This is a genomic window from Saccharophagus sp. K07, from assembly GCF_014336955.1.
GTDB lineage: Bacteria > Pseudomonadota > Gammaproteobacteria > Pseudomonadales > Cellvibrionaceae > UBA5868.
In genome coordinates, this window is the sequence record NZ_QRAI01000003.1 from 197,993 (window position 1) to 223,714 (window position 25,722).

Consider the following 25,722-nt stretch of genomic DNA (forward strand, 5'->3'; position numbering starts at 1 on the left):
AAAAACGCTTGCGATGATTTTTTTATTCGCCTGATCTTGCCCTTGATGTCACATTTGTCATCTATCACTCACACTTTGAGAATTCCATCACAAAAAAGACCGAGGCTTTTCTTAAATTAACTGTGAGTTTTTAAAAAAATGCGGAAGGTGGCCTCTTTTTCTAATTGTCAAATGAGACATATTCCAAATTCTGTGATGATCACGGCAGAAAGTCGCCGCCCAAAAGGTAGAATGCGGCGTGAAGTAAAGAGATGGTCCGGAGGTTGTGCAGCTTCCTACTTCCAACCAGTACTTCTCAACGATAAAAACCGGTTCAGCAATAATAAACTGTTAATTCTGATCGATTATTGATCAGCAAACGGAGTAAACCATGCTATCCACTAACCTGCGGTGTCTCAGTTCCCGCCTCGTCGCCACAACATTGTTGGCGAGTTCCGTGGCGCTCTTGTCCGCTTGCGGCAGCCCAGATCCAGATCCAGTCGGCGGCTCAAGCTCAAGTTCCAGCTCAAGCTCTTCGAGCTCCAGCTCCTCTAGCTCAGGCACACCTTCATCTTCTTCATCATCTTCTAGCTCATCAAGCTCCAGCTCATCCAGCAGTTCAGGCTTGGGCAACTCTGACGTAGCAGTTGTTGACCCTGCAACTTACGACGGCACTATCCCTCTGACTGAACAAGCCAAAGGTAAGCCCGGTGCATCGCTGCAAACTACTGGTAACCCGTTCGCGGATTCCTATTTCTATTTGAGCCCAGACATCAGCACCATGATGGACTACTCACTGAACGTAGTTCGTAACGACGCTGATCTGGTGAACAAGATCAAATACATTCAGCGTCAACCAAGTGCTGTATGGATGGACTCCATCGCGACTATTTACGGTGATCCAGCAGCCGGACGTCGTTCTTTGGAAGGCCACTTGGACGCAGCTGTTGCGCAACAGAAATTCTTCGAAGAGCTCGATGGTAAGATTTCTCCAATGACCATCGTTATCATCATCTACAACCTGCCCGACCGTGACTGTGCGGCCTTCGCATCCAACGGCCAGTTGTATGAAATCGGTAAACCACGTGATCCGAACCCAACCCTGGGCGGTATGGAGAAATACCAAAACGATTACCTGCGTGTAATCACCAGCACTCTCCAGAAGAAGCCCGAGTACAAAAACTTGCGTATCGTTGCCATGTTGGAGCCAGACTCCTACCCCAACATGATCACCAATACCAAGCTGAACCCCGATGGACCTTCTCTGGTATGGCCTGAGTTGACCACTCAAGACGGCACTACCTACTGCGATACCTTGTTGACCTATAGCTCTCCAGGTCTGGAATCCGGCCTCGGTGTATACGGTCGCGGTCTGCAGATCGCCATCGAAGAACTGTACAAAGTTGGCAACGTCTACACCTACCTGGATATCGGCCACGCTGGCTGGCTGGGCTGGGATGACTCTATGAGCAACAACAGTAACCTGAAGCGCGCTGTGGAAGGTTTCTTGAAGTTGATCAAAGGTGCTAACACTGACGGTATCGACGGCTTCAAGAAAGTCCGTGGTTTCGCCTCCAACACATCTGGTTACACTCCAGTTGAAGAGCCTCTCATCTCCAACGCAGAAGCTGACCGTATGGCTCTGAGCGACTGGTACGAGTGGAACAAGTCTGTTGACGAACTGAGCTACATCGACGCGTTCAGCGCACGTGTTAAGTCACAACAGCCCGGCTTCAATCCTGGCTTCATCATTGACACTGCACGTAACGGCTGGGGCGCTCCAAACCGTCCGAAACCCGGCACAGGCACCAAAGGTACCGACAGCAGCAAGCGAGTTGACAAACGTGCCCACCGCGGTCACTGGTGTAACGTCAATAACGCCGGTGTTGGTGAAGTACCTAAGGCCAACCCAGATCCAACCCGTCCACACTTGGACGCGTTCTTCTGGATGAAACCACCGGGTGAATCCGACGGTATCTCCTTCGATGCCAGCAAGTATCCGAAAGGCTCTGCTGCTTATAACGCTCTTGACGAAGTAGACCGTGCAATCGTTGACAGCGCGTCTGATCCGAAATACGCAGGTAAGACACTGGATACCATGTGTACACCCGGCGGAATTCGTGACGGCGACAAAGAAGTGGACGTGGTTCCTGCATTGGCACCACACGCTGGTGGCTGGTTCCACAAGCAGTTCATCATGCTGATCAAGAACGCCTATCCTGAACTCGGTACCAGTGACTATTAATCGTCACTGATCGTTCGAGATCAAAAACTGAAAGCCCCCTCGGTGATGCCGAGGGGGCTTTTCTTTTGTGCTCTCGATAATTTGTGATTCCACCAAGTAGCGCCAAGTCAGTTGAGAGTAGGCATTTCAGAGATGACTTGAATCCAACCAATCCGCTTTGGACCCCGCAAAAATCACCTTGATTTTAGAAGGCTTGAATGGTGTATCGAGAATAGCCAGCGGCCAATCTGCATATTCCCCTTCACTACTCCACTCAATATTTGAACCGCACTTGCGACAAAATCTGCGCACAACTGAATCTGAAGATTGAAAAGACGTGAGTTCTGCTTCTCCAGATAAATAGTGCAAATACTCGCGTTTAACACTGGCGTATGTCGCAAACGCCGCTCCATGCTGCTTTTGACACATTTTGCAGTGACAATGGGTTACAGCCTTTGGCTCTGCCAAGACTGCAAAAGTGATGGTGCCGCATAGGCAGCTGCCTTTATGCATGGATGTTTCCGAGGGAGTGAATTGGGGAAATATTAGTCGGCAGGTAATAGTTTTGGATTCCAGACAACTTCCCACAAGTGTCTATCGGGGTCGAGGAAATAGCCGGCATACCCCCCCCCAAAAAAGTCACCTGCGCAGGCTTAACGATCTCCGCACCTGCCTTTTCCGCTTGCGCCATTACCGCATCAACTTCTTCTTTTGAGGCCACGTTATGACCGACGGAAAAATCAGTGGCACTGGGAGAGGAGACCGGCAAACCCGTATCGTGAGCCAAACTTTTGCGCGGCCAGAGCGCCAGTTTTAATCCGGCATTCAAATCAAAAAATGCCACGGCACCATGCGCTAAATTCCCCCCCCCCCACGATTCCTTCTGTCTGCAACTCTAAGCCATCGCGATAAAAGCGAACCGCCTTTTCCAAATCATCCACGCAAAGTGTCAGCACGGAAATTCTTGGCTTCATAATTTAGACCTGGCTTCAGAAACGAATTCAAGAGAAATGCTTTTTATTTGCACGACACAGTGGTCGAATGGCCGATATAGAGCATTAATTCTCCAACGCTAATTCTCTCCCACATAACCCGGCCTTCGAGACCTTTAATGGAGATAGCGCAGGTCGGACCAATGACTTCTTTGAGTTTTTGATTTTCTGCCGCAATGGCCTTGATAATTTCGTAGCGATACTTTTGCGGTTCGACGATACTCAAGCCAATATCGCCCCGCTCTTCCACCAAGGTTCGCCCTTCCAGCTTCGTTTTTTGAATAAAAGTACGCAGATTTCCAATTTGAGATTTGGCGGATTGTTTTTTATCGAAGGCGACTTTGACATAGATATCAATGTAGGAAGTATCCGACTTACTTTTATCCTGCAGAAGCTCAAGGGATTCATAGTTCAATTTGACCGGCTCGAGAAACCCATCGCCGTAGGAAATCTCAATACCTTTAACAGATGAGGATGCTTTGATGAAATTGTTGATGGTTTTGATAACTTCATTGCGGCGCAGGTCCGGATCGCGACTGTCATTAATCAGACGGATGTTCTGCACAAGAAAATCAGCATCCTTAACAATAGTAACGGCAGGTACTTCATAAAAATCGTCCGCACTGGCGCGAATTCCGGTTACAACAATTTCTTCGACAAAGCCTTGCGCGTTGGCACTACAAATTAAAGCGGCAAAAATCCAGGGGGAGATTCTTTTTGACATAGCGATCCTTCATGTATGTGCGGATGGGGAGAACAATATTCACAAAAGCTGCAGACGACCAGACCGCCGGTCTGCAGCTCACACAACTTTAGTTATAAGATCAAAATTGTGTTATACCATCACAACTTCGTTATACCACCACAACCGAATTATCCACATTAGCGATTTTGCTGGGCACGTATTTATCGGCATCGTAGTCGTTTTCCCAGCGCTCACCGTCGAGCACATAGCGATATTCGTATTCGCTGCCGGTTTCCAGTTCCAGCGTAGTGGCGAAGCTGCCGTCTTTTTGTTTTTTCAGTGGCGTGCCGCTGAACTCCCAATTATTGAAGTCTCCTGCGAGGTAGATTTTTTTGGCTTCCTTGGCCAACTCAGCTGGAGCAATGAATTTGACTTTGCAAATGGGTTTCGATTTCAAGTACTTCTTGTCTAGACTCATGCAGGTTTACCCCGGTCAAGATTTCAAATTAAAACAGTCGTTTCATAAACCGTAATACCAGGAATGAAACGGAAGATGGATTTGGTCGCGACGACGGGCGTCGCAGCGGTTTGGATTGTAGCCCCAAGATTCACTATAGACAAAAAATCGGCAGTTTTAGAAGTCGCCCACTTGCGCCATATCAAACAGTCACTGTTTATACATAAGACGAGCAGATTTATTAACTGTGCAAATAGTTGCAGGCCAGACTCCGTCGAAAACGTCTGATTTACGCACGACGGATTAGACAAACTCCCGCCTTGCGCCGTATTCAGCGCTCACTATCGAAAGGTCATCTCAAAAACCACCTGGTCGCCGCGCAGGCTAGGTGCTCCGCGTGATCAGCATCCCCCACGGCATCCCGGTGTATAAGTTGAGATAGCTTTGAGTAACCGTTTGAGCGTTCCTGTGCCGAGATGCAATACTTGCAGGTAACTCTAAAAACTGACGAAGACTTAGTGCTCGGTCTTCTAAAGGATTGTCACTATGCAGAAGCTACGCCACTTCACTGGCGCCATTCCCTTTTTTACCGCAGTCTTTTTAAACGCCTTTGTCGACTTGGGCCACAAGATCGTTATCCAAAATACTGTCTTTAAACTTTATGTCGGGCCGCCGCAGGTTATGCTGACGGCGCTGGTCAATAGTTTGATCCTGCTGCCATTTATTCTTTTGCTTTACCCCGCGGGCTTTCTGTCGGACAAATTCCGCAAAACCGAAGTCATGCGCATCTCCGCCTGGGCGGCGGTGGCCTGCACCGTGTTGATCACCCTCTTCTATTATTTGGGCTGGTTCTGGGCAGCGTTTGCGATGACGTTTTTGCTCGCTGCCCAATCCGCCATCTATTCACCTGCCAAATACGGCTTTATCAAAGAGCTTTTCGGCAAGGAGCGCCTGGGCGAAGGCAATGGTGTGGTATCGGCGCTATCCATTGTGGCGATTCTCGCGGGCATTTTTGTGTATTCAGTGTTGTTCGAATCGGGCTTCCGCGCCGCCGCGCCTTTAGAGACAGAAGCCGAAGTGCTGAGAGCCATAGCACCCATCGGCTTTCTGCTGATTCTGAACAGTCTGATTGAAGTCGTCATGATGTATCGTCTACCGCAACAGCCTCCTACTGGGGTGACGACGGCTTTTTCCTGGCCGCGTTATTTAAGCGGACGCACCTTTAAAGACGATATGCAGCCGCTGTTGCAAAGCCGCTTGATTCGCCTGTCAGTTGTCGGATTGGCGGTTTTCTGGGGTGTAGGGCAGGTCATGCTTGCCGCTTTCCCGGCGTTTTATAAGGAAACTGTCGACGACGATAACACCATTCTGGTCCAGGGAATTTTGGCGTGCACCGGTATTGGTATTGCACTAGGCTCCGTGTTCGCCGGCAGATTTTCCCGCAATTACATCGAAACCGGATTATTGCCACTCGGCGCCCTGGGCATCGCCATAGGCTTGTGGCTATTGCCGGGCTCCTCCTCCGGTTGGGCATTCGCTGCAATCTTTTTGTTTGTCGGCTTTTCCGGCGGTGTGTTTATTGTTCCACTCAACGCACTGATTCAGTACTACGCCGGCAACAACGAGCTGGGCAAAACTCTGGCGGCGAATAACTGGGTGCAGAACGTGGTGATGCTGAGTTTTCTCATTCTCACTGCGAGCTTCGCCTATTTTGGCTGGAGCAGCAAAACTCTGCTGCAATTGATCGCTGTAGTGGCGGTAATCGGCTGTATCTACGTAGTGTTTCAATTGCCGCAAAGTTTTATGCGGTTTCTGCTCGGCTATATTTTGTCGCGCCGCTATAAACTCACCGTTCAAGGTATGAAAAATATTCCCTCCAAGGGCGGCGTTTTATTGCTCGGCAATCACATCAGCTGGATCGACTGGGCCATTTTGCAACTCGCCTGCCCTCGGCCATTGCGCTTTGTCATGTTGCGGTCGATTTATCAGCGCTGGTATCTCAAATGGTTTTTTGATTTGTTCGGCTGTATTCCCATCGACTCTGGCCCACGCAGTCGCAAGGCGCTGGTGGAAGTTGCGGAAGCCTTGAATCGCGGTGATGCCGTGTGCCTCTTCCCTGAAGGAACCATCAGCCGCACCGGCCATTTGGCGGAATTTCGCCACGGTTATGAGCGCGCCTGCGAATTGGCAAAAGATTCCGTCGTAATCGTGCCGTTTTATTTGCGCGGTTTATGGGGCAGCCAATTTTCCCGCTCTTCACCGCGCTTAAAGGCAAATTCATCTTCAACCTTGACGCGCGATCTGGTGGTGGCCTTTGGTTCGCCTCTGGCGAAAGACACCAAGGCAGATGTGCTCAAACGGCGCGTGTTTGATCTGGGCATTACCTCGTGGCAAGAGTATGTGAAAAACCTGCCGACCATCAGCCATGCCTGGATTGCCAGCGCGAAAAAAACCGGGCGCAAATTGGCCATTGCCGATTTTTCTCTCGATCAGGAATTAAGCGGCAACCAAGCTTTGACTGGCAGTATTGTGCTGGCGCGCAGAGTGCGCACAAAAATCAAAGAGAAAAATATCGGCATATTGATGCCTACCAGCGCACCTGGCGCTTTGATCAATATGGCGGTGCTACTCGCGGGTAAAACGGTCGTCAATTTAAATTACACCGCCAGTCGCGAAGCGTTGATATATGCCATAGAACAAGCGGGCATCAATACCATTTATACGTCCACACGTTTTTTGCGCAAATTGGCGCAGCGCGGAATTCAACTGGAAGATCTCAGCGTCGACTTGGATATAGTGGATCTCGAACAGCTCAGCCGTTCAATTTCAACGGCAGAAAAACTGATCACCTTGCTATGTGTAAAATTCCTGCCCACCAGTTTTATTCAATCGGTATATTCGTTCGGCAAAAATGCGGATGACACCGCGGCAATTTTATTTTCCAGCGGCAGCGAAGGCATTCCCAAAGGGGTAATGCTGTCCCACAAAAACATTATCGCCAACGTGAAGCAGGTTGCGGACGTTCTGAATATGGAAGACAACGACGCCATGATGGCGAATTTGCCTTTATTTCATGCGTTTGGCCTGACTGTCTCGCAATTTTTACCCTTGCTGGAAGGCTGCCCGATGATTTGCCATGCGGACCCGACCGACGCCGTCGGCGGTGCAAAAGCCATCGCGCGTTATCGCGCGACCATTATGTGTGGCACTTCCACCTTCCTGCGTCTGTATTGTCGCAACACCAAAGTGCATCCATTGATGCTGGACAGTCTGCGCGTTGTGGTCGCCGGCGCGGAAAAACTTAGCGAAGACGTGCACACCGCATTTCAGTTGAAATTCAATAAACCCATATTTGAAGGTTACGGTGCAACCGAAACCACACCTGTTGCCAGCGTCAACCTGCCGGACAAAATGGAATCCGAAACTTTCCAAGTGCAACGCGGCCACAAATTGGGCTCAGTCGGTATGCCTCTTCCCGGAACCAGTTGCATGGTGGTCGATCCGGAAACCTATGAGGAACTGCCAACCGGTGAAGCCGGTATGATTTTGATTGGCGGCGCCCAGGTAATGCAGGGCTATCTGAATAATCCGGAAAGAACCGCCAGCGTTATCAAAGAATTATTCGGCACACGCTGGTATGTCACGGGAGACAAAGGCTATATAGATGCGGACGGATATTTGTTTATCGTCGATCGCTATTCGCGCTTCGCCAAGATAGCCGGTGAAATGGTCAGCCTCGGAGCGGTTGAAAATGCCATTCGAACTGCACTGGCCGATCCGGAAAAAGAGGTGATTGTAGTAGCCATCCCCGATGCCAAAAAAGGTGAAAAACTGGTGGCACTCTATAATGCGGATTTATCGGTGGATACTTTAAAATCGCAACTGCTGTCTGGGGGATTAAATCCTTTGGCTGTTCCATCAGATTGGATCCGCCTGGATCAATTACCAAAACTCGGCTCCGGTAAAACGGATTTCAGCAAAGCAAAACAAATTGCGCTCGAACTGAGCCAATCATAGCTGTCGAAACAGCTCAAAATGCGGCATAAGGATAATGCCGCATTATTCAAATTCCTGAGATATAACCACTTCCTCAAAATCTCCGCGCGCCAATCCTTCTCTCAAAGCGCCATAATCCCTCTCATGAAATTTAGTGTGCTATGTTAACCAAATAGACTCTCACCATGCGAGATCACCTCCATTATGCGAGATTACCTCCATGCACCACGGAAATCCTTTTTCTGAAAATTTCCGCATCTCTCGAATAATTGTGATTTTTACAGCAATCACCTGCTGCGTTTTGTTAATAATTTTTACAAGGCTGATTCGACCCTATGAATTGCCGCACAAAAATCTCATCGCATTTCTATTTCTCGCGATTGCGCTATCGATGGTTGGCCTCGTCTTACTTATAGCAAGGCAATCCGCCGAAAAAGACAAAGCCCATTCGAAGAAGGAAAACAAGGATTATTGGAACGAAGCACACCTCCGAGCTCTACTAAACGCCGCACCAGATGCCATTTTTATTACGGATGGTACAGGCACCATCCATATTGCCAATGCCTTGGCGGAAAAATGGTTTGGTTATCGCAAAGATGAATTCGTCGGCAAAAAAGTGGAAATGCTGGTACCCGAGCACTTGCGACAGGCTCATATTGAGCATCGCAATCGTTACAACCAAAACCCCAGCACGCGCATAATGGCATCCGGTACAGAACTGGTTGGTATTCGCAGTGACGGCAGCGAGTTTCCGATGGAAGTGAGTCTCAGCCCCTCGATGTTTGGTGGTGAGCTTTGGATAACGGCGTCGGTGCGCGATATCACCCTGCGCAAAGAAATGGAGCTCGCCAAGCTCCATGCGCAGACTCGCCTGAGTGAGCTGGTCACCAATTTGCCAGTTGGCGTTTTTCGCATCTGCGACAGTGATCTTGCACACTTTCAAGAGGTGAACCCGGCGATGGTGACGATTTTCGCGGCGCAATCGGCCTCACAATTATTGGCGTCCTCTCTGGAATCACTTTTTTTCGACCACAAAGATTGGTCGACCTATACAGCGCGCATGGCACAGCAGTTTCATCTGAACTCTCTAGAGTTTCGCTTCCGCCGCTTAAACGGTGAAGATTTTTTTGGTTTTCTCACGATCGCAGCCAATACCATCAATGGTGAAACCGTCTACGACGGCATTCTGGAAGACATAACGGAACGCAAACAGCAAAGTGAACGCATAGGTACACTTAATAAAGATTTGGAGCGGCGCAAAACACAACTGGAACAGATCAACCAGGAATTGGAATCTTTTAGCTATTCCGTATCCCACGATTTGCGTGCACCGCTGCGCGCCATGGATGGATTCTCAAGCACCTTGTTAACGGATTATCAAGATCAGCTCGACGAGCGCGGACGCGATCGTCTCTTACGTATACGCAGCGCGGCTCAGCGCATGGCGACCTTAATCGACGACCTTTTGAATTTATCGCGGGTCTCCCGCACTGAAATTGCATGGACTCCTGCTAATTTAAGCGAACTGGCAAATGGAATCATCAATGATTTACGCCAAGCGAACCCAGAGCGCAAAATGGAGGTAAAAATTCAGCCCGACATGCAAGTTAAAGGTGACGTGCGTTTGTTGGGCATTGCCTTGACAAACTTGTTCAACAATGCCTGGAAATTCAGCGGCAAAACATCCAATGCCACTATCGAGTTCGGCTGCGAACGACAAAATGACCAAACTGTGTATTTCCTAAGGGATAACGGAGCGGGTTTCGAGATGGAATATGCCGGCAAGTTATTCGGCGCTTTTCAGCGTTTGCATGATATAGGCGAATTTCCCGGCTCCGGTATAGGACTCGCCACAGTACAGCGCATTATCCATAAACACGGCGGCCGCGTATGGGCGACCGGCGAGGTGAACAAGGGCGCGACTTTTTATTTCACCCTCAAAAGTTAATTGAGCGAAGCGGGATCGGTACCGGGTTTTGGCTATCCAATATTTAATTTAACCAATCAATAGGCAACCTGGCGAAACTCATGAACAGCAAAACGATTTTATTGGTAGAGGACAACCCGGACGACGAGCTTCTCACCCTTGACGCGCTGAAAGCGAATCACGTTGGCAATGCGGTGATTGTTGCGCGCAATGGTGTGGAAGCGCTGGATTATATGTTCGGCACAGGAAAGTTTTCCGGGCGCGACGTCACGGACCAACCGGCGGTGGTGCTTCTCGACCTGAAGCTTCCCAAAATCGACGGACTGGAGGTTTTGCATTTGATTCGCGCAGACGAGCGCACCAAATTTCAGCCTGTGGTTATTCTCACTTCATCCAATGAAGATGAAGATCGTATTCGCGGCTATAAACTCGGCGCCAACAGTTATGTGCGCAAACCGGTGGATTTTGATGAGTTTCTCAAGGCGGCAGGCCAACTCGGCCTTTATTGGCTGCTGTTGAATCAACCTCCACCGCATTATTGATAAATGGCTTAGGAAATAGAAGGGCGACGTCATGAATAATAAAAATGATTCCATGAACGGCCATCACAACCCAGCAGAAGAGGCAATTCCTCTGCGGGTGCTGATTCTTGAAGACGATGAAAATGATGCTCTGCTGCTGATCGACAGCCTGAAAAATTCGGGTTATCAGCTGGAATGGCAGAGAGTCGATTCCGAGCCAGCGATGCTCGAAGCCTTGCAAAAACCGTGGGACATTATCCTGTCCGATTACTCCATGCCAGGGTTCAGCGGCACTCGCGCACTGGGAATATTGCGCGAGCAAAACCTCGATCTGCCCTTTATTTTCGTCTCCGGCACCATGGGCGAAGACGCAGCCGTCGCGGCCATGAAGGCCGGTGCAAAGGATTATGTGATGAAGGGCAATTTAAAACGGTTGTTGCCCACCATCGACCGCGAATTACACGAAGCCAAACTGCGCCGTGAGCGCGGCGAATCGGAAGAAAATTTGCGCAAATTGTCCGTTGCCATAGCGCAAAGCAAAGATGGTATTTGCATTACTGATCGCGATGGTTTTGTTGAATATGTCAACCCGGCATTCGAAGAACTCACCGGCTATACGCTGACTGAATTAAAAGGTAAGCAGCCGTTATTTCTTTATCAGAATCCGCACCCCACCAAAAATCATCTGCACAAAGCACCTTTCTGGATTTCACAATCCCTTAAAGTCCAGCGTCTCACCTGTGTCACTCATAAAAGAAATGGCAATCCTTTTTGTGAAGAAAGGGTTATATCACCGCTCTTGGATGAAAAAGGCGAAATCAGTCATTTTGTTTCTACCAGTCGGGATATCACAGAAAAAATATTAGCCGAAGAAGGTCGCAGACGCCTGGCCAATATTTTGGAGGCGACGCCGGACGTTGTTTGCATTATGCAGCCAACTGATCGTTTGTGGTATTTGAATTCAGCTGGCTATAAAACACTGGAAATTCCTGACAATGTAGACATCAGAGGAAGTCGTCTTGAGGAATATCTGCCACAACAATTTCTCCACCTGCTAAATAAAGTACTGCCAGAAATTTTAGAGCGCGGCAGTTGGTCCGGCGAAGCCTATTTGCCTTGCCGAGGCATAGATAACCCCTATTCTCTGGTTATTCTGGCACATAAAAATACAACCGGCCGAGTGAAATATTTGTCAGTGATCGCGCGCGATATCTCAGAGCGGAAACAGTTCGAGATCGAATTACAACATCGGGCCACTCACGACGCGCTCACCCAATTGCCCAATCGTTTTCTGTTGCTCGATCGCGTCCGCTCGGCCCTCCAACAGGCGCAAAGGAATAAAAATCAGGTCGCGGTTCTGTTTATCGATCTGGATAATTTCAAACGCGTCAATGACAGCCTGGGCCACGCCGCTGGTGATGATTTTCTTGCGCAAATTGCCGCACGCTTGCGCAAATGTTTACGACCTCAGGATACAGTTGCGCGACACGGCGGCGATGAATTCACCATTATTCTGTCTGAGGTGCGCGATACCAGTAATGTCTTATCCGTTGTCAGTAAATTAAAACACGAATTTTCCCGACCGATTGTTGTGGAAGGCAATGAAATTTACGCGACTTTTAGCACCGGAATTTCACTGTATCCGCACGACGGCAATCAGCCGGAAGAACTCTTGCGCCACGCAGATACCGCAATGTACAAAGCCAAAAATGCGGGATCCAATCAGTATAGTTTTTACGCCCCCGAGATGAATGCGCGCAGTCGCGAAATTCTCGCGCTGGAAGCCGAATTGCGTCGCGCCATCGAGCTGGAAGAATTCAGTTTGTTCTATCAACCACAACTCGATCTGCGCACAGGCCGCGCCATAGGATTGGAAGCGCTGATTCGCTGGCAGCACGCCAGCCGCGGCATTGTTCCCCCTGGGGAATTTGTCGGCTTGCTGGAAAATTCCGGTCTGATTGTGCCGGTCGGCGAATGGATTATTCGCCAAGCTTGCATACAGCACCGGCAGCTGCGGGAAAAAGGACTCGGCGATATTCGCATTTCCGTGAATGTATCCGCCTTGCAATTCAATGATCAAAAATTTCTCGAAAAAGTGCATAGATTATTGCAAGAAGAGGATATGCCACCCGATAAACTCGAACTCGAAATTACCGAAAATATTTTGATGAAGAATCCGGATACTACTGTCGATATGCTTTATGCCTTACGCGAATTAGGCGTCCGCAGTGCAATTGATGACTTTGGCACTGGCTATTCATCTCTCAGCTATCTGAAAAAATTTCCCATCAATCTGCTCAAGATCGACCAGACCTTCGTACGCGATCTGCAGAAAAACGAAGGTGATTCCGCCATTATCGAAATCAGCATCACCCTTGCACAAAAGTTGAATCTGGAAATCGTGGCGGAAGGTGTCGAAACCGAAACGCAATTAAATTTTCTGCGCGACAGCCAATGCGGCATAGCTCAGGGATACTTTGTCAGCAAACCCATGCCTGCGGCCGTGATGACGGAGTGGTTGCAAACACGTCACTAGACATAAATCGTGGTTTATTATGGAAAGGCCTTTAATTATTACTGTCCAATAGCCAAACTTAGATTTTATTTGTCGCTTAGGTGTTATCGATGGCCGCCATAGTCCCTATCTTGAAAGCTCTTTTGCCGCATGTGGCTCAAATTGCCACAGTGGCCATTCCCGCATTTACCAAAAAAGAGGATGTCAAAGCCGATCCATTGATCGCACAGCAAATCGAGGAACTGCAGGCGGCGGCCACACGCAATGCGGAATCCATTCATTCGCTCGCCGATAAACTGCAGCAAACCATTCAGGGAATTGAGCTGGCGGCGGAAAAACTGGAACGGGATATGACGCGCATGCGCCGCTTGTTGATGTTGTCCTGGTCGCTGAGTGCGGTGGCAATTATCGCTGCGGTGGTGGCTTTGTATATTTAGAACACCGGCCCTGAAACGGAGTGGCGCGTCCACTCCGTTCGGGTTATTCCCAAATCAAAGGTTTGTCTTCGATGCTCGACATCAAAGTCAGCGAACCATCGGCAACCGCAGCTGGGATATCCGCATGAACTTCTTCGAAGGTACGAATTTCCTTTTCATGATTGCCGCATACACCCACCCAGGCGTTGCGGCGGGTTTTCTTCGCGGCGTAAAGACAGGCATCAGCAATTTCCACCACCTGCTCCCATGAATAAGCATCCACCGCCTGCGGATAGAAGGGGTAACAGGCAAAACCAATCGAACAGGTAACCTTGATCTTGGCGTCACCCCCAATTTCAAAATCGGTTTGTTCAACTTCACGGCGGAAGCGCTCGGCGAGGTTGGTAACGGCATCGCGATCAAAGAAACGTACGACTATTAAAAACTCTTCGCCGCCCCAGCGAATCAAGTGGTCGGATTCGCGGAACACCTTTTTCATGATCGACGCGAATTTTTTCAGAATCAGGTCGCCAGCGTTATGGCCATAGGTGTCGTTCACCGGTTTAAAGTGATCTATATCGAGCAGCAAAAATAGCAGATCGGCATCTTTCGGATAGGCCTGACGTGCCTGGGCAACCTGGTAGCGGCGCTTGCACAATGCTATATCACCCTGCAGGTATTTGATCAGGTGACGACGGTTGTGCAGTTGCGTGAGCTGATCGGTGTAGCTGATTTCTTCCAGCTTCTGATTTTGCCGGCGCAAGGCTTCCAACATGCGCGCTTTCGACACAGCGGAAATCGCGTGCACTTCCAGACGGGAAAACAACTCTCGATCGCGCTCGGTAAAACTTCCGCCACCAACCGGATGAGCAAACACCAGCAGCGCGGCCAACTGATTTTCCGCTTCGATCGCCATCACCAAAGCGCTGCCCAATGAACCTTTCGTTTGCACGACTTTATCGATTCGCTCCTGATCGACTATCTGGACGCCGTATTTCAGGCCTAAAGTACCGTCCGGCCTTGTCAGATATTTAACTGGAATACTGGTAGGAAAAACCTGAGAAATCGCGTTATCGCCATAAATGGATATCAGGTTGTAGGCATTGCCATTCTCATTTAACAACCAGAATGCGCCGGCGACCTGATCGTTCAACAATTTCGCCGATTCCTTCAGCAGAATGCGCGCCAGCCCTTCCAAACTGCTCTGACGGTTGATCAGACTGACGATGGTATCAACCGTTTCAAGGGATTTTTGCGCTTCGCGCAAAGTGTTGGTTCGCTCTTCGACGATATTTTCCAGATTGCGCGTAACGTCCATCAAAAGCAGATGAGTTTTGGTGCGCGATAACAATTCGTTTTTGGAAACCGGTTTGATCAGGAAGTCGTTGCCGCCGGCGACAAAACCCGCCACCAGATCCGACGCCAAATGTTTGGCGGTGATGAAAATAATTGGCAGTTCGTGCACCGGTTTTATCGCGCGAATTTGCATTGCGGCTTCATAACCCGTCATGCGCGGCATCATCACGTCCAACAGCACCAGATCCACCGAATCATCGGATTTGATCTTCTCCACCGCCTCCTGGCCGTTGGAAGCTTCCGATATCCGGTAGTTATGCAGCGACAACTGGCCGATCAAAACCTGCCGGTTAATCGAGTCATCATCCACCACCAGAATATGAAACTTGCCGTGATCCATATTGGGCGATTCGGTGACCACAACTTCGTTGTCGGAGAAAACATCCACCACGGAATTCAACCGCACTGCCGAAGCGCTTTCGCGCTGTTGATGCGCAACCGGCTGGTCGGAAATCTTCAAGGTGAAACGGAAGGTGGAACCCTTATCGAGTTCCGACACCACAGAAATAGTGCCGCCGTGCAATTCGATCAGGTTTTTCGCCACCGCTAGGCCAAGTCCGGTGCCTTCATACTCACGCGCCGCGTCGCCGCGAGCTTGAGTGAAAGATTCAAAAATGGACCCGAGATCAGACTCGGGTATGCCTATACCCGTATCTTCCACATAAACCGTTAAAGTCTTTTCGTCCCACTCTGCTTGAATGCGCACGTGGCCGGTAAAGGTGAATTTGATGGCATTGCCGATCAGGTTGTAGAGAATCTGCTGCAGGCGGTCTTCATCGGCGAGCACCGGCGGCATATCTTCCGGCAAGTCATTGATCAGCTGGATACTCTTTTTATCCGCCAAGGGTTTGGACATGATGCAGACGGCATCACACACATTGGCGAAGTTGGTCGGCGCCAAACGCAATTCAATGCCGTGATTTTTGATTTTGGAGAAATCCAGAATGTCATTGATCAGGTTCGACAGGCGGCGGCCACTGCCAGCGATCATCTTCAAGTAATTGCGGACTTTTTCTGACATCTCCGCCGCAGGATCATCGATTAGAGACTCCGTCAGGCCGATAATGCCGTTGAGCGGTGTGCGCAATTCGTGGGATGTATTGGCAAGGAATTCGTCTTTGAGTTTGTCGATCGCCCGCAGATGCGCGACTTTTTGTTTCTCAAACTCCACTTTGCGACGCTGGGATTGCACAAAGGCATACACAATTGCCGCCGCAATCAGGACATAAATGCAGTAGGCCCACCAGGTACGCCAGGGCGGCGGCAGGACGGTGATATGAATGGAGCGCCCTTCTTCGTTCCACACACCATTGTTATTGGAGCCCTTCACCGTAAAAACATAATTGCCGGGATTGAGATTGGTGTAAGTGGCGCTGAGATTGCGTCCGGCGTTGATCCATTGATCGTCAAATCCCTGCAGGCGATAGGTGTACTCATTCGCGGCGGAATTGCGGTAGCTCAAGGCCGCAAAATGGATGGAGAACATCGACTTTTTGTAATCCAGCACAATTCGGTCGGTGTACTGGATATGCTTTTCCAGCAGCGCACCGCCTATCTCGACTTCCTGGTTGAACACTTGGAACGAGGTTAAAACCAAGGGCGGCACCAGGGTGTTGTCTTTAACCTCTGCCGGGCGGAAACGTGTGAGTCCTTTGGTGCTGCCCACGTACATCTCACCACTTTCGGTGATATGAATCGCCGGGCGGTTCATGATGTTGCCCGCCAGACCATTCAGGCGGTTGTAGTTGGTAAAGCGCTCGCTTTGCGGATCAAACCGGCTCAAACCGTTGAGGGTGTTGATCCACAGATAGCCCTCCTGATCTTCACGGATGCCCATAACTGAATCGTTGGGCAGACCCTGCTCGGTGGTATAGGTTCTGAATTGCCCTGTAGACCGATCCTGCAGCCACGCCAACCCGCTTTCCGTGCCGACCCAAAGGCGTCCCCGGGAGTCTTCAAAAATGGTTGCCACACTGTTGTGGGGGATGCTGGCGGGATTGCCCGGCTGGTGCTGATAGCGAGTGAATGACTGGTCACTTTCATTAAAACGGTTGAGTCCTTGCAGGGTCGCGATCCAGATAACGCCTTCACGGTCCTCCAGAATGGCGCGCATAAAACCGCCACTGAGAGCACGCGGGTCGTTCAAATCGGGTTTGAAATGGGTGAATTTGTTGGTTGCCGGGTCATACCGGTCCAGATCCCCCGCCTCTGTTCCTATCCACAGGCGCCCTTTGCTATCGCCCAGCAGCGACCAGATATAGGCGCTGCTGACGCTGTTGTCTGCAGCTGGATCGGGCATAAAACGTTTGAAGGTTTTGGTTTTGGGCTCGAACAGGTTCAGGCCACCGGACCAGGTGCCGAACCAGTAACGACCGGCTTTGTCCTGGGTAACAGCGAGCACCGCGTTGGCGCCGAGACTGCTGTCATTGTCGGGCTGATGGCGAAAATGCTGGAACTTGCCGCTTGCCGGGTCAAACAGATTGAGTCCGCCCTCAGTGCCAATCCACACCTTGCCTGCGGGCCCCTCTGCAATCGAAAGAATAGCGTCGTGGTTGATACTGCGACTGTCTTTGGGATCGTGGTTGTAGACCGTAAACACACTGGCGGAGTGGTCGGCGTAATCGACCCCGGATGGGAATAGCGCTACCCAATAGTCCCCGGCGCTGTCTTCAAAAATCTCGCGCACCTGATCGCTCGCCAGGGAGGCACTGTCGTAAGGGTTGTAGCGGTAATGCAGGAAACGACCGGAATCGCGCTGAAACTGGTTCAAGCCCCCGTGATCCGTAGCAACCCAGAGAATGCCCTTGTTATCGAGCAGCAGCTTCCATACACGGTTGTCGCTCAGGCTCGTAGGATCATTGGGATCACGGCGATAAGCCGCCATAGCGCCCGTGGGTGTGTGGTAGCGGAACAGCCCCTCGTCAGTGCCGATCCACAAGGTGTCACCGTCTTCCACCAAGCCCCGGATACTTAAACTCTCGTCGAACAAGGGGCTATCAGGCCGGAACAGGCTGAAGGTTTGTGTCGCCGGATCATAGATATTGAGTCCGCGCTGCGTGCCCACCCAAATAGTGCCGCGGCTATCTTCATAAAGTGCCGTCACATTGTTAGCACTGAGAGACGAAGACTCCTGGGTGAAGTGGCGGAACTGGCTGCGCTCGGCATCCAACCGGGCCAAGCCATCCCGGGTGCCAATCCACAGCTGACCATGGCGGTCCTCCATCAGGGTGTAGACGTCATTGCTGATCAGGCTTGCTGGGTCGTCCAGACGGTTGACATAGCGTTCAAAGGACTGGGTTTCCGGGATGAACTGGTTGAGGCCGTTGGTGGTAGCCACCCACAAACGTCCACGGCGATCCACCAGCAGGTCCCAGACAAAGTTATTGCTGAGACTCTTGGCGTCTTTCGGGTTGTGGCGAAAAAGCTCAAAACTATGGCCGTTGTAGCGGGCGAGTCCATTACTGCCCCCGATCCATATAAACCCTTGCTGGTCTTGTTCTATGGCATTGGTCTCGGCTACGGACACACCACTTTCGCTCATGATGTGCTCGAACCTGAGCCCCCCCGCCACAGCGCTGCCCACGCCGCACACAAGGCTTAAAAGCAAACAGCAGAAAACCGCCCGCAGAAGCCGGCAACGTTTGCTGAAAGATGGGAATTGCGACAACAACATCGGCAACCAACAATTCAGATGTTACGCGGTGAATGGTAGCGGGCTGGCCGGTATGGAACGCTGAGTTTCAATAATCCGCCGACACTTGCCATATTGTTCCTTCTACCTTTTTGAAATATATAGATCGTTATTCGTTATAGTGACAGGTATATGACTAAGTGTAATTCACGCTGACTAATGTGCCAGTTGGCATAGAAAATAACTAAATGGAGCAAAAAACTGTGAAAAACTGTAATTCACAGCCATAAGGGCGGATGCTGAACTAAGATTCGTCAGAAGTTTGACGTTTTTGGAGGCACTAAAAAGAAAAATAAAAAAGGCAAAAGCAACCGAAGATCATTAAAGAGGAATTCAGAACTTAATTATTTTTAGTGCTAGCAAAAAAACTTATGCAAAAATTCAGTTATTTGCTGCCAGCCCAAAATTATTCACCAAAGCCAAATTAAGTTCTGAATAAAATAAATAATTCGCCTGCTTTTATTCCAGCCAAATAGGCAATGAGGTTTCTTCACAACCTTCACCGCGCGAACCACACGCTTTAATTACCAGATATACATCCTGCGGAAGGTCGTAAATAAAATAATCCACATACTTCAGTTTGAAATCCGCTGCAGTCTCATCCAAACCACATCCAATACGTAAATCTTCGGTATAGCGACATACATACCAGGTCTGCTGATCGCATGCTAATCCGCGACCACACGAAGCTGATCCTACGATCACAGCGTCTTTCATGATCGGGCGATCATTGATACCGATTAAAACGGAGTAATCACCACGGCTCCGAACATCCCAGTCGATATCAAAATAACCGCCATTTACATCAGGATTGAGCACCAGAGGGTCTACGTGGTTCTCTGCGCTATCGACACCATAAGAATCAATAATATTGAAACTGTAAAGCTCCGGTCCGCGATAAGAGTCTACATATACGGTTTCAGTAGTACCACCGTCGCACGCCAGCAAAGACATCATGATCAAAGCCACAACAAGCGCTTTTAGAGTTTTCATTCCACCATCTCCCATGAACCGCTTTTATTCAGATGTTGCTCCGCCGTCTCTGAACGATTCCTGAAGCATTACTCTGGAAAGTTTCTAATCGTCACCCTGGAAAAAAGTCTTAGCCACAAAGTTTTACCCTAGAAAAACGAAGCATTTTTGCCCCTCGACACGCAATAACTAACCTGTATTTGATCTGCAACAGAATCAAACGCTACCTTTGCTGCAGGCGCCGTGGCAAAATTGCGCCCGGTTTTGTGCCTCTGCAGATGCAATCGAGAACCTCATGACTAACGACGAAACTTACGCCACCCGTTTAAATACTGATTCCGCCAAAGTAGTCATAGCTCAATTTGTTCGTATTGAACTTTTTTACCGCGGCAAGCTGTTCGTCATAAAAAGAGAAGACCTTCCTTTTTATATAGGGCGGGACGAAGAGAACTGTGACCTCGCCATCAGCGGCGACACCATTTCCCGCCGCCACTGTGTATTGCAGATGCGCGACCACCAGATCGGCCTGCTCGACACCAGTACCAACGGCACCTTTGTGCGCCCAGGCCGCGCCGATAGTGTCTTTATCCATAATGAGTACTATCCACTAGTTGGCAAAGGGGCAATCAAGCTGGGACATCTGATCGATATGGATGACCCGGAACTTCTGCTTTACAAAGTCGTTACTGAATAAACGTATTAAGCACTGAAAGGCGAGACGAGCGCTGAGCCTATCCCCCAAAGCTCAGCACAAAGGCCTCCCCCCACTCAGAAGCCGCGCTTCATCACATTTGCAAACAAATTTCCACCATTCAGCTCACGTTAAGCCGCTCTGGTCTAAAACTATCCACATACTCAGAAAAAATGCCCCTACCCCTCGGGGCATTACCGCGGCAGATCGCCGCAACTACCGAGAGATTTGATGTGAGCGACTTCTTTGCCAATACCGACTTGTCCTTCAAGCAACAAACGCTGGCGGATTCATTCGTCTGCATGGGTCGCGGCCTCCATACCGGTCTGCGCGTTGTTATGTCCGTCATACCTGCGGAAGAAAACACCGGGATTGAGTTTGTCCGCCGCGATGTAACCCATACCGATAACGTTGTGTTAGCACGTTGGGACAAGGTCAGCGATACCGAGCTGTCTACAACCATCAGCAATGCCAACGGCATTCGCGTCAGCACTATCGAACACTTGATGGCAGCGCTCAATGCGTCAGGTATCGATAACGCGCGCGTGATTCTCGATGCGCCAGAAGTGCCGATCATGGACGGCAGCTCTGCTCCTTTTATCGAATTGATTCACAAGGCTGGCGTTGTGCAACAACGAGCCGAACGCCAAGTCATCGTCATAAACCGCCCCGTAGGCGTCACTGAAAACAAAGCCAGCGCGTCATATTTGCCGTCAGCTGTGCCATGGCTCGACATGTCCATCGACTTTTCACAGCGCTTGATCGGCCGTCAGCGCCTGTCACTGCCTTTCACCTCGCAATTATTCTGCGAGGAAGTGGCCGGCGCGCGCACCTTCGGTTTTGAGGAACATTTGATGGAATTGAAACGCCGCGGATTGGCCCGCGGCAGCTCGCTCGACAACGCCATCCTGATTGCCAACGACCGCGTTGTGAATCGCGAAGGTTTGCGTTACGCCGACGAGTTCGTCCGTCACAAATTCCTCGACGCCGTCGGCGACTTGGCTTTGGCGGGCCATTACGTGATCGGCCAATTTAAAGGCCATCGCTCCGGTCACCGCCTCAACAACCAGTTGCTGCGCGAATTGTTCGCCTCCAACTGCTGGGAGATGATGCCTTTGCGCCAGGCTCACGATATCTGGGTCGACTTTATGCAAGAACAGGAAGCGCGCATTTCTAAAAGCGCCTGATAAATTCCGAATCGACGCACACGAAAAAGGCGGGTCTCCCCGCCTTTTTTATTGCTCGCGATTTTCGCAACCGACTTCTATTGACCGAAAACCCCATTGCGATAATCCACAATCGCCTGCTCGATCTCCGCCGGTGTGTTCATGACAAATGGCCCGTATTGCGCAATAGGCTCACGCAGAGGCTTGCCAGCGAGCAACAACACGCGCACTTCGTCAGCACCGTCATTTTTCACTTCCACAACACCATCGAGACTTAAACGCAACAAGTGTTGCGGCTGCAATGTGGTTTCCGCGACCTTCACGCTTCCTTCATAGGCATACAACATCACCACGTACTGATCCGGAACTGCGATTTGCAACTTCTCACCTGCAGCCAGATGTATATCCCAGTAGATCGGCAAAGTCTTCGGGCGCTCGAAATAGCCTTTTACGTTAACGCCGGCGACTTCCGCGCTTCCGGCCAGAGCAACAATCTCGCTGTTGCCAATTTGAAAACGGGGCAATTTCTCTCCGGGCACGTCTTCATAATGCGCAGGCGTCATTTTGTTTTCCGCTGGAAGATTCAGCCAAACTTGAAATCCGCGCATCATGCCTTCGGTTTGCCGCGGCATCTCGGAGTGAATAATGCCTCGACCAGCCGTCATCCATTGCACGTCGCCATCATTTAATAAGCCGACATTACCCAAATGGTCCCGGTGTTCCATCTTACCGCGCAACATATAGGTGATGGTCTCGAAACCTCGGTGAGGGTGAGGAGGAAATCCGCCGATATAGTCGCTAGCCTCTTGGGAGCCAAATTCATCGAGCATTAAGAACGGATCGAAACGCTCAGGCTGAGGTCCGCCAAAAACGCGCAAGAGTTTTACCCCTGCACCATCCGAAGCGGGTCTGCCTCTGATCATTTCCACAGGTTTGCGTATGTTCATTTTGACCTCCAAGGTTAATCAACGTCTAAACAGGACGTTGTGCTATCGGCTTTCAATTCACCATCTATAAAAATTGCACTATCAATCTATTTCGTTTCGCTATCAATCCTTTGTTTATGCAATCCATCTGTTAAGAAGCAAGCCATCTGTTAAGCAGCAATCAACCGCTCAATATCCGCCAGCGCGATAGCAAATTGCTCTTCCCTGCCCGACATATTTAATCCCTCCGCATACAGTGTCCGAATATCCGTAAAACCCAGGAACTCAAAATAGGTCTGCAGGAAAGGCACTGCACCATCCGTTTTTAATCCTTTGTGAATGCCGCCTCGAGTGGTTACCAAATAAAGTGTTTTCCCTGTCACCAACCCCTCAGCGCCATTTTCTGTATAGCGGAATGTCACACCGGCACGAGCGACATAATCAACCCAGGCTTTTAGAGTTGATGGGATACCAAAGTTATACATAGGTGCCGCAACCACCAAAATATCCGCCGCAAACAGCTCGGCAATAAGATCATCCGCCAACTGAGTCAGGCGCGCTTGCTCTTCACTACGCTGCTCCGCCGGAGTATTAAGCGCGGTAATCACCTCGGCAGAAAAATGCGGTAGCGGTTCACTCGCCAGGGCGCGCCGGATAATTTCGACGTCCCCGTAAATCTGCGCTAACTTTTCTATCAGCGTGCGACTGAGCCTGCTGGACGCACCGTTTTCACCAAATACACTGGTCTCTAATTGCAATATCTTGGTCATTTGAGTTCTCCCGTTCAGCTTGTCTATGGGGAGCAGTGTATTGGTGTACTATCGATGAATGGATTCAAAAACTTGCTCTTATTGAACGACAAATTCGATAGGTTCTGACCATGCATAAGAACACTCCGATTCCCAAGATCACCCTGGAGCAGTGGGCCGCGTTTAAAGCCGTGGTAGATGAAGGTTCCTTTGCGCGCGCAGCAGAGGTGCTTAATAAAAGCCAGTCGAGCATCAGCTATGCCATCGCCCGACTGAATGAATTACTTCCTGCGCCGGTTCTGGAATTGGACGGACGAAAAGCAGTATTAACCTCCGCAGGAAACGCTTTGTATCGATATGCGGCAGGTCTATTGGATCAGGCGTGCGCAACTGAACTGGCGGCGCAATATCTCGCGAGCGGTTGGGAAAGCACAATTACACTTGTGGCCGATGCGGTCACGCCAATGCCGAACGTGCTCTGCGCACTGCAGGAATTTTCTCTACTAAGCCCACTTACGCGGGTTAAGGTTTTGGAAACATCACTCTCAGGAACCGACGAGGCAATCCTATCTCGCGAGTGCGATCTCGCCATCGCCCCGCGAGTACCCCCAGGATTTTTGGCCGATCCTTTAACAAACATTCGGATGGTCGCGGTTGCTCACAAATCCCATCCGCTAGCAAAATTAAAAAGCATCAGCGAAGCGCAATTGAAAACCCACCGGCAGATCGTTGTACGCGATAGCGGTATTCGACGTGAACAAGATGCAGGATGGCTGGGCGCCGAACAGCGCTGGACGGTTAGTCATTTTGCCACCAGCGTCGATATTTTAAGATCCGGGCTTGGATTTGCCTTTGTACCCGAACACCGTGTTGCGCAAGATCTTGCAGAAGGGACATTAATTCTTTTGCCTTTGGAAATCGGCGCCCAGCGAAATGTACCCTTATCTCTAGTAACCACCAACGCTTCTCACGCCGGTCCAGCAACCAAAGCTCTCGCTAAAATCCTGCTCAAACAATTTGCACGCGATGTAAAACCCGGTCCATGACACCGTCAAAGCCGGTGAAAGGCAATCTTCATCTTATAAATAAGGCAGAGCTGCACCATAAAGGCGGATTTGATCCAAAAGAACCAAAAACACGAACCTATTCTGGATTCGAACGCGCGCTCTAATTCTCAAAAAGTTCCATTGTTGTGCACTGAGACATTCTTTTATTGGCTCAAAACACTTTTCAGCAAGTTGAAACTCGTAACCCCCAAGCGACTGAACCGCAACTTACCTTGTTGGAAAGCACACACTGGTTTTATCGCTCGGTCTGTCATCCAAATAGGTTTTTAAAGGAGGAAGGGCTGCATGAGAGGATCAATTCCGCAAATTGAAGGCGGGCTGCAACAAATTAAACCTCCGCCGAGAGGTAAAAACGTCCACTCATTTGAGCTAAATCACATCTCCGGACGTCTCAAAAAAGGTTAAACCGGCGTTTACACATAAAAATTACCCCTCGAAGTACAAAAAAACTTCATTTTTTTGCTTCGTGAGCTTGCAAGAAATAAATGTCACGCACTATTATAAAAAAAACAGGTGCAAATGTTTTTTGTTTAAAATACTATTCACGCCCAAATGCACCAGCGGTCCGGTCATTTGAGTTGTTGAAAAGGCTTAAATAAAGAACGCACGAAGGGAAGCTGTCTCACTTTGTTTGCCAGCCTCTCGAAATAGAGCGACGAAAGTTGTCTCAATCGGGAAGCAGGGTCGGTAAAACAGATTTACAGACCGAGCGTAGGCACTAGGCAATAAGTGATGCAACCGCTTCTGGATGCATTGACTGATAACCAACAGAGACTTACCGATCCATAAAGAGGAATCACTAATGGCAACTGCTAAAGCTCCCGCAAAAAAACGCGGTCGTCCCGCCAAAGCTTCTACTGCCGCTGCAGCGCCAGCGACAACTGCGAAAAAGCGTGGTCGCCCCGCTAAAGCCAAACCCGCCGCTGCTGCTAAACCTGCTGCAGTAAAATCTGGAAAGCCAGGCCGTCCAGCTAAAGCAAAAGCTGGAAAGCCAGGCCGTCCAGCTAAAGCAAAAGCTGGCAGACCAGCCAAAGCTCCTGCTAAAGTTGAAAAATCAGTAGTAGCTGTTGATGTAGTAGCTAAGCTCAAAGAATCACTGGCAGCCAAGTCTGAGAAAGACCTGGCCAAAGCAGTAGAGAAGTTCACAGCTGCATGGCAGAAAAAGCGCTCTGCCGCTGATGCCAAGAAAATCAAAGCCGCTGAGAAGAAAGCCGCTGCCAAAGCTAAAGCAGCTGCCAAGAAAGCCAAGGCTAAAAAGAAGAAGTAAGTTTTTAGAAATGAAAAAGGCAACCGGGGTGGCTCGGTTGCCTTTTCAATATCTACCCCACCTTTCAGCTCAAGCGGGCTCTATATATATTCCTCGCGTTCTTCTGCTTCTCAGAAGCCTTTACA

Annotated in this window: 19 protein-coding genes; 10 read left to right on the forward strand and 9 right to left on the reverse strand. The window is 49.9% G+C overall.

The window, feature by feature from the left end:
• The first annotated feature begins 370 nt into the window (after positions 1 to 370).
• Positions 371 to 2,224 (forward strand): glycoside hydrolase family 6 protein, encoded by a 1,854-nt coding sequence (locus DWB84_RS10575; protein WP_187409764.1) that lies wholly within the window; start codon positions 371 to 373, stop codon positions 2,222 to 2,224.
• A 126-nt stretch (positions 2,225 to 2,350) separates the two neighbouring features.
• Here the strand turns inward: DWB84_RS10575 and DWB84_RS10580 are convergent, their stop codons facing one another.
• From DWB84_RS10580 to DWB84_RS10595, 5 genes are all read right to left on the reverse strand, one after another.
• Positions 2,351 to 2,716, reverse strand: coding sequence for a GFA family protein (locus DWB84_RS10580; protein WP_187409765.1), 366 nt, complete (start codon positions 2,714 to 2,716; stop codon positions 2,351 to 2,353).
• Positions 2,709 to 3,047, reverse strand: a complete 339-nt coding sequence (locus tag DWB84_RS10585) for a hypothetical protein (protein WP_255428949.1) — start codon at positions 3,045 to 3,047, stop codon at positions 2,709 to 2,711. Before DWB84_RS10585 ends, DWB84_RS10580 begins: the two co-directional genes overlap by 8 nt.
• The gene (locus tag DWB84_RS19370) at positions 3,034 to 3,177 is read right to left on the reverse strand and encodes a VOC family protein (RefSeq protein ID WP_370589704.1); all 144 of its coding nucleotides are present in this window, start codon (positions 3,175 to 3,177) and stop codon (positions 3,034 to 3,036) included. Before DWB84_RS19370 ends, DWB84_RS10585 begins: the two co-directional genes overlap by 14 nt.
• Before the next feature lie 43 nt (positions 3,178 to 3,220).
• Entirely contained in the window at positions 3,221 to 3,919 is a 699-nt protein-coding gene (locus DWB84_RS10590; RefSeq protein ID WP_187409766.1) for a hypothetical protein, read from the reverse strand.
• 130 nt (positions 3,920 to 4,049) lie between these two features.
• A complete protein-coding gene (locus DWB84_RS10595) occupies positions 4,050 to 4,358 on the reverse strand; it encodes an isoamylase early set domain-containing protein (RefSeq protein WP_187409767.1) in 309 nt (102 codons plus the stop codon).
• A gap of 525 nt (positions 4,359 to 4,883) precedes the next feature.
• Between DWB84_RS10595 and DWB84_RS10600 the strand changes: the two genes are divergently transcribed.
• The 5 genes from DWB84_RS10600 (at position 4,884) to DWB84_RS10620 (ending at position 13,733) form a co-directional block, all read left to right on the forward strand.
• A complete protein-coding gene (locus tag DWB84_RS10600) occupies positions 4,884 to 8,354 on the forward strand; it encodes an acyl-[ACP]--phospholipid O-acyltransferase (RefSeq protein ID WP_187409768.1) in 3,471 nt (1,156 codons plus the stop codon).
• 370 nt (positions 8,355 to 8,724) lie between these two features.
• Positions 8,725 to 10,281 carry a PAS domain S-box protein gene (locus tag DWB84_RS10605; RefSeq protein ID WP_187409769.1) on the forward strand — a complete coding sequence of 519 codons (1,557 nt, stop codon included), beginning with the start codon at positions 8,725 to 8,727 and terminating at the stop codon, positions 10,279 to 10,281.
• A gap of 80 nt (positions 10,282 to 10,361) precedes the next feature.
• Positions 10,362 to 10,802 (forward strand): response regulator, encoded by a 441-nt coding sequence (locus DWB84_RS10610; protein ID WP_187409770.1) that lies wholly within the window; start codon positions 10,362 to 10,364, stop codon positions 10,800 to 10,802.
• A gap of 31 nt (positions 10,803 to 10,833) precedes the next feature.
• Positions 10,834 to 13,317, forward strand: coding sequence for an EAL domain-containing protein (locus DWB84_RS10615; RefSeq protein ID WP_222868132.1), 2,484 nt, complete (start codon positions 10,834 to 10,836; stop codon positions 13,315 to 13,317).
• A gap of 89 nt (positions 13,318 to 13,406) precedes the next feature.
• Positions 13,407 to 13,733, forward strand: coding sequence for a hypothetical protein (locus DWB84_RS10620; protein WP_187409771.1), 327 nt, complete (start codon positions 13,407 to 13,409; stop codon positions 13,731 to 13,733).
• Between the two features lie 43 nt (positions 13,734 to 13,776).
• Here the strand turns inward: DWB84_RS10620 and DWB84_RS10625 are convergent, their stop codons facing one another.
• On the reverse strand, positions 13,777 to 18,609 hold the full coding sequence (locus tag DWB84_RS10625) for a two-component regulator propeller domain-containing protein (protein WP_187409772.1): 4,833 nt from the start codon (positions 18,607 to 18,609) through the stop codon (positions 13,777 to 13,779).
• A gap of 609 nt (positions 18,610 to 19,218) precedes the next feature.
• Positions 19,219 to 19,752 carry a hypothetical protein gene (locus DWB84_RS10630; RefSeq protein ID WP_187409773.1) on the reverse strand — a complete coding sequence of 178 codons (534 nt, stop codon included), beginning with the start codon at positions 19,750 to 19,752 and terminating at the stop codon, positions 19,219 to 19,221.
• A 274-nt stretch (positions 19,753 to 20,026) separates the two neighbouring features.
• Here DWB84_RS10630 and DWB84_RS10635 point away from each other — a divergent pair, with 274 nt between their 5' ends.
• Both DWB84_RS10635 and lpxC read left to right on the forward strand, forming a co-directional pair.
• Positions 20,027 to 20,425 (forward strand): FHA domain-containing protein, encoded by a 399-nt coding sequence (locus DWB84_RS10635; protein ID WP_187409774.1) that lies wholly within the window; start codon positions 20,027 to 20,029, stop codon positions 20,423 to 20,425.
• A gap of 230 nt (positions 20,426 to 20,655) precedes the next feature.
• Positions 20,656 to 21,609, forward strand: coding sequence for a UDP-3-O-acyl-N-acetylglucosamine deacetylase (gene lpxC / locus DWB84_RS10640; RefSeq protein ID WP_222868133.1), 954 nt, complete (start codon positions 20,656 to 20,658; stop codon positions 21,607 to 21,609).
• Between the two features lie 77 nt (positions 21,610 to 21,686).
• On the opposite strand, the gene DWB84_RS10645 is transcribed toward lpxC, so the two are convergent.
• Positions 21,687 to 22,529 carry a pirin family protein gene (locus DWB84_RS10645; RefSeq protein WP_370589710.1) on the reverse strand — a complete coding sequence of 281 codons (843 nt, stop codon included), beginning with the start codon at positions 22,527 to 22,529 and terminating at the stop codon, positions 21,687 to 21,689.
• Between the two features lie 155 nt (positions 22,530 to 22,684).
• Positions 22,685 to 23,284 carry an FMN-dependent NADH-azoreductase gene (locus tag DWB84_RS10650; RefSeq protein WP_187409777.1) on the reverse strand — a complete coding sequence of 200 codons (600 nt, stop codon included), beginning with the start codon at positions 23,282 to 23,284 and terminating at the stop codon, positions 22,685 to 22,687.
• Positions 23,285 to 23,394: 110 nt separating this feature from the next.
• Here DWB84_RS10650 and DWB84_RS10655 point away from each other — a divergent pair, with 110 nt between their 5' ends.
• On the forward strand, positions 23,395 to 24,309 hold the full coding sequence (locus DWB84_RS10655; protein ID WP_187409778.1) for a LysR family transcriptional regulator: 915 nt from the start codon (positions 23,395 to 23,397) through the stop codon (positions 24,307 to 24,309).
• An 823-nt stretch (positions 24,310 to 25,132) separates the two neighbouring features.
• Positions 25,133 to 25,597 carry a hypothetical protein gene (locus tag DWB84_RS10660; protein ID WP_187409779.1) on the forward strand — a complete coding sequence of 155 codons (465 nt, stop codon included), beginning with the start codon at positions 25,133 to 25,135 and terminating at the stop codon, positions 25,595 to 25,597.
• The last annotated feature ends 125 nt before the right edge of the window (positions 25,598 to 25,722 follow it).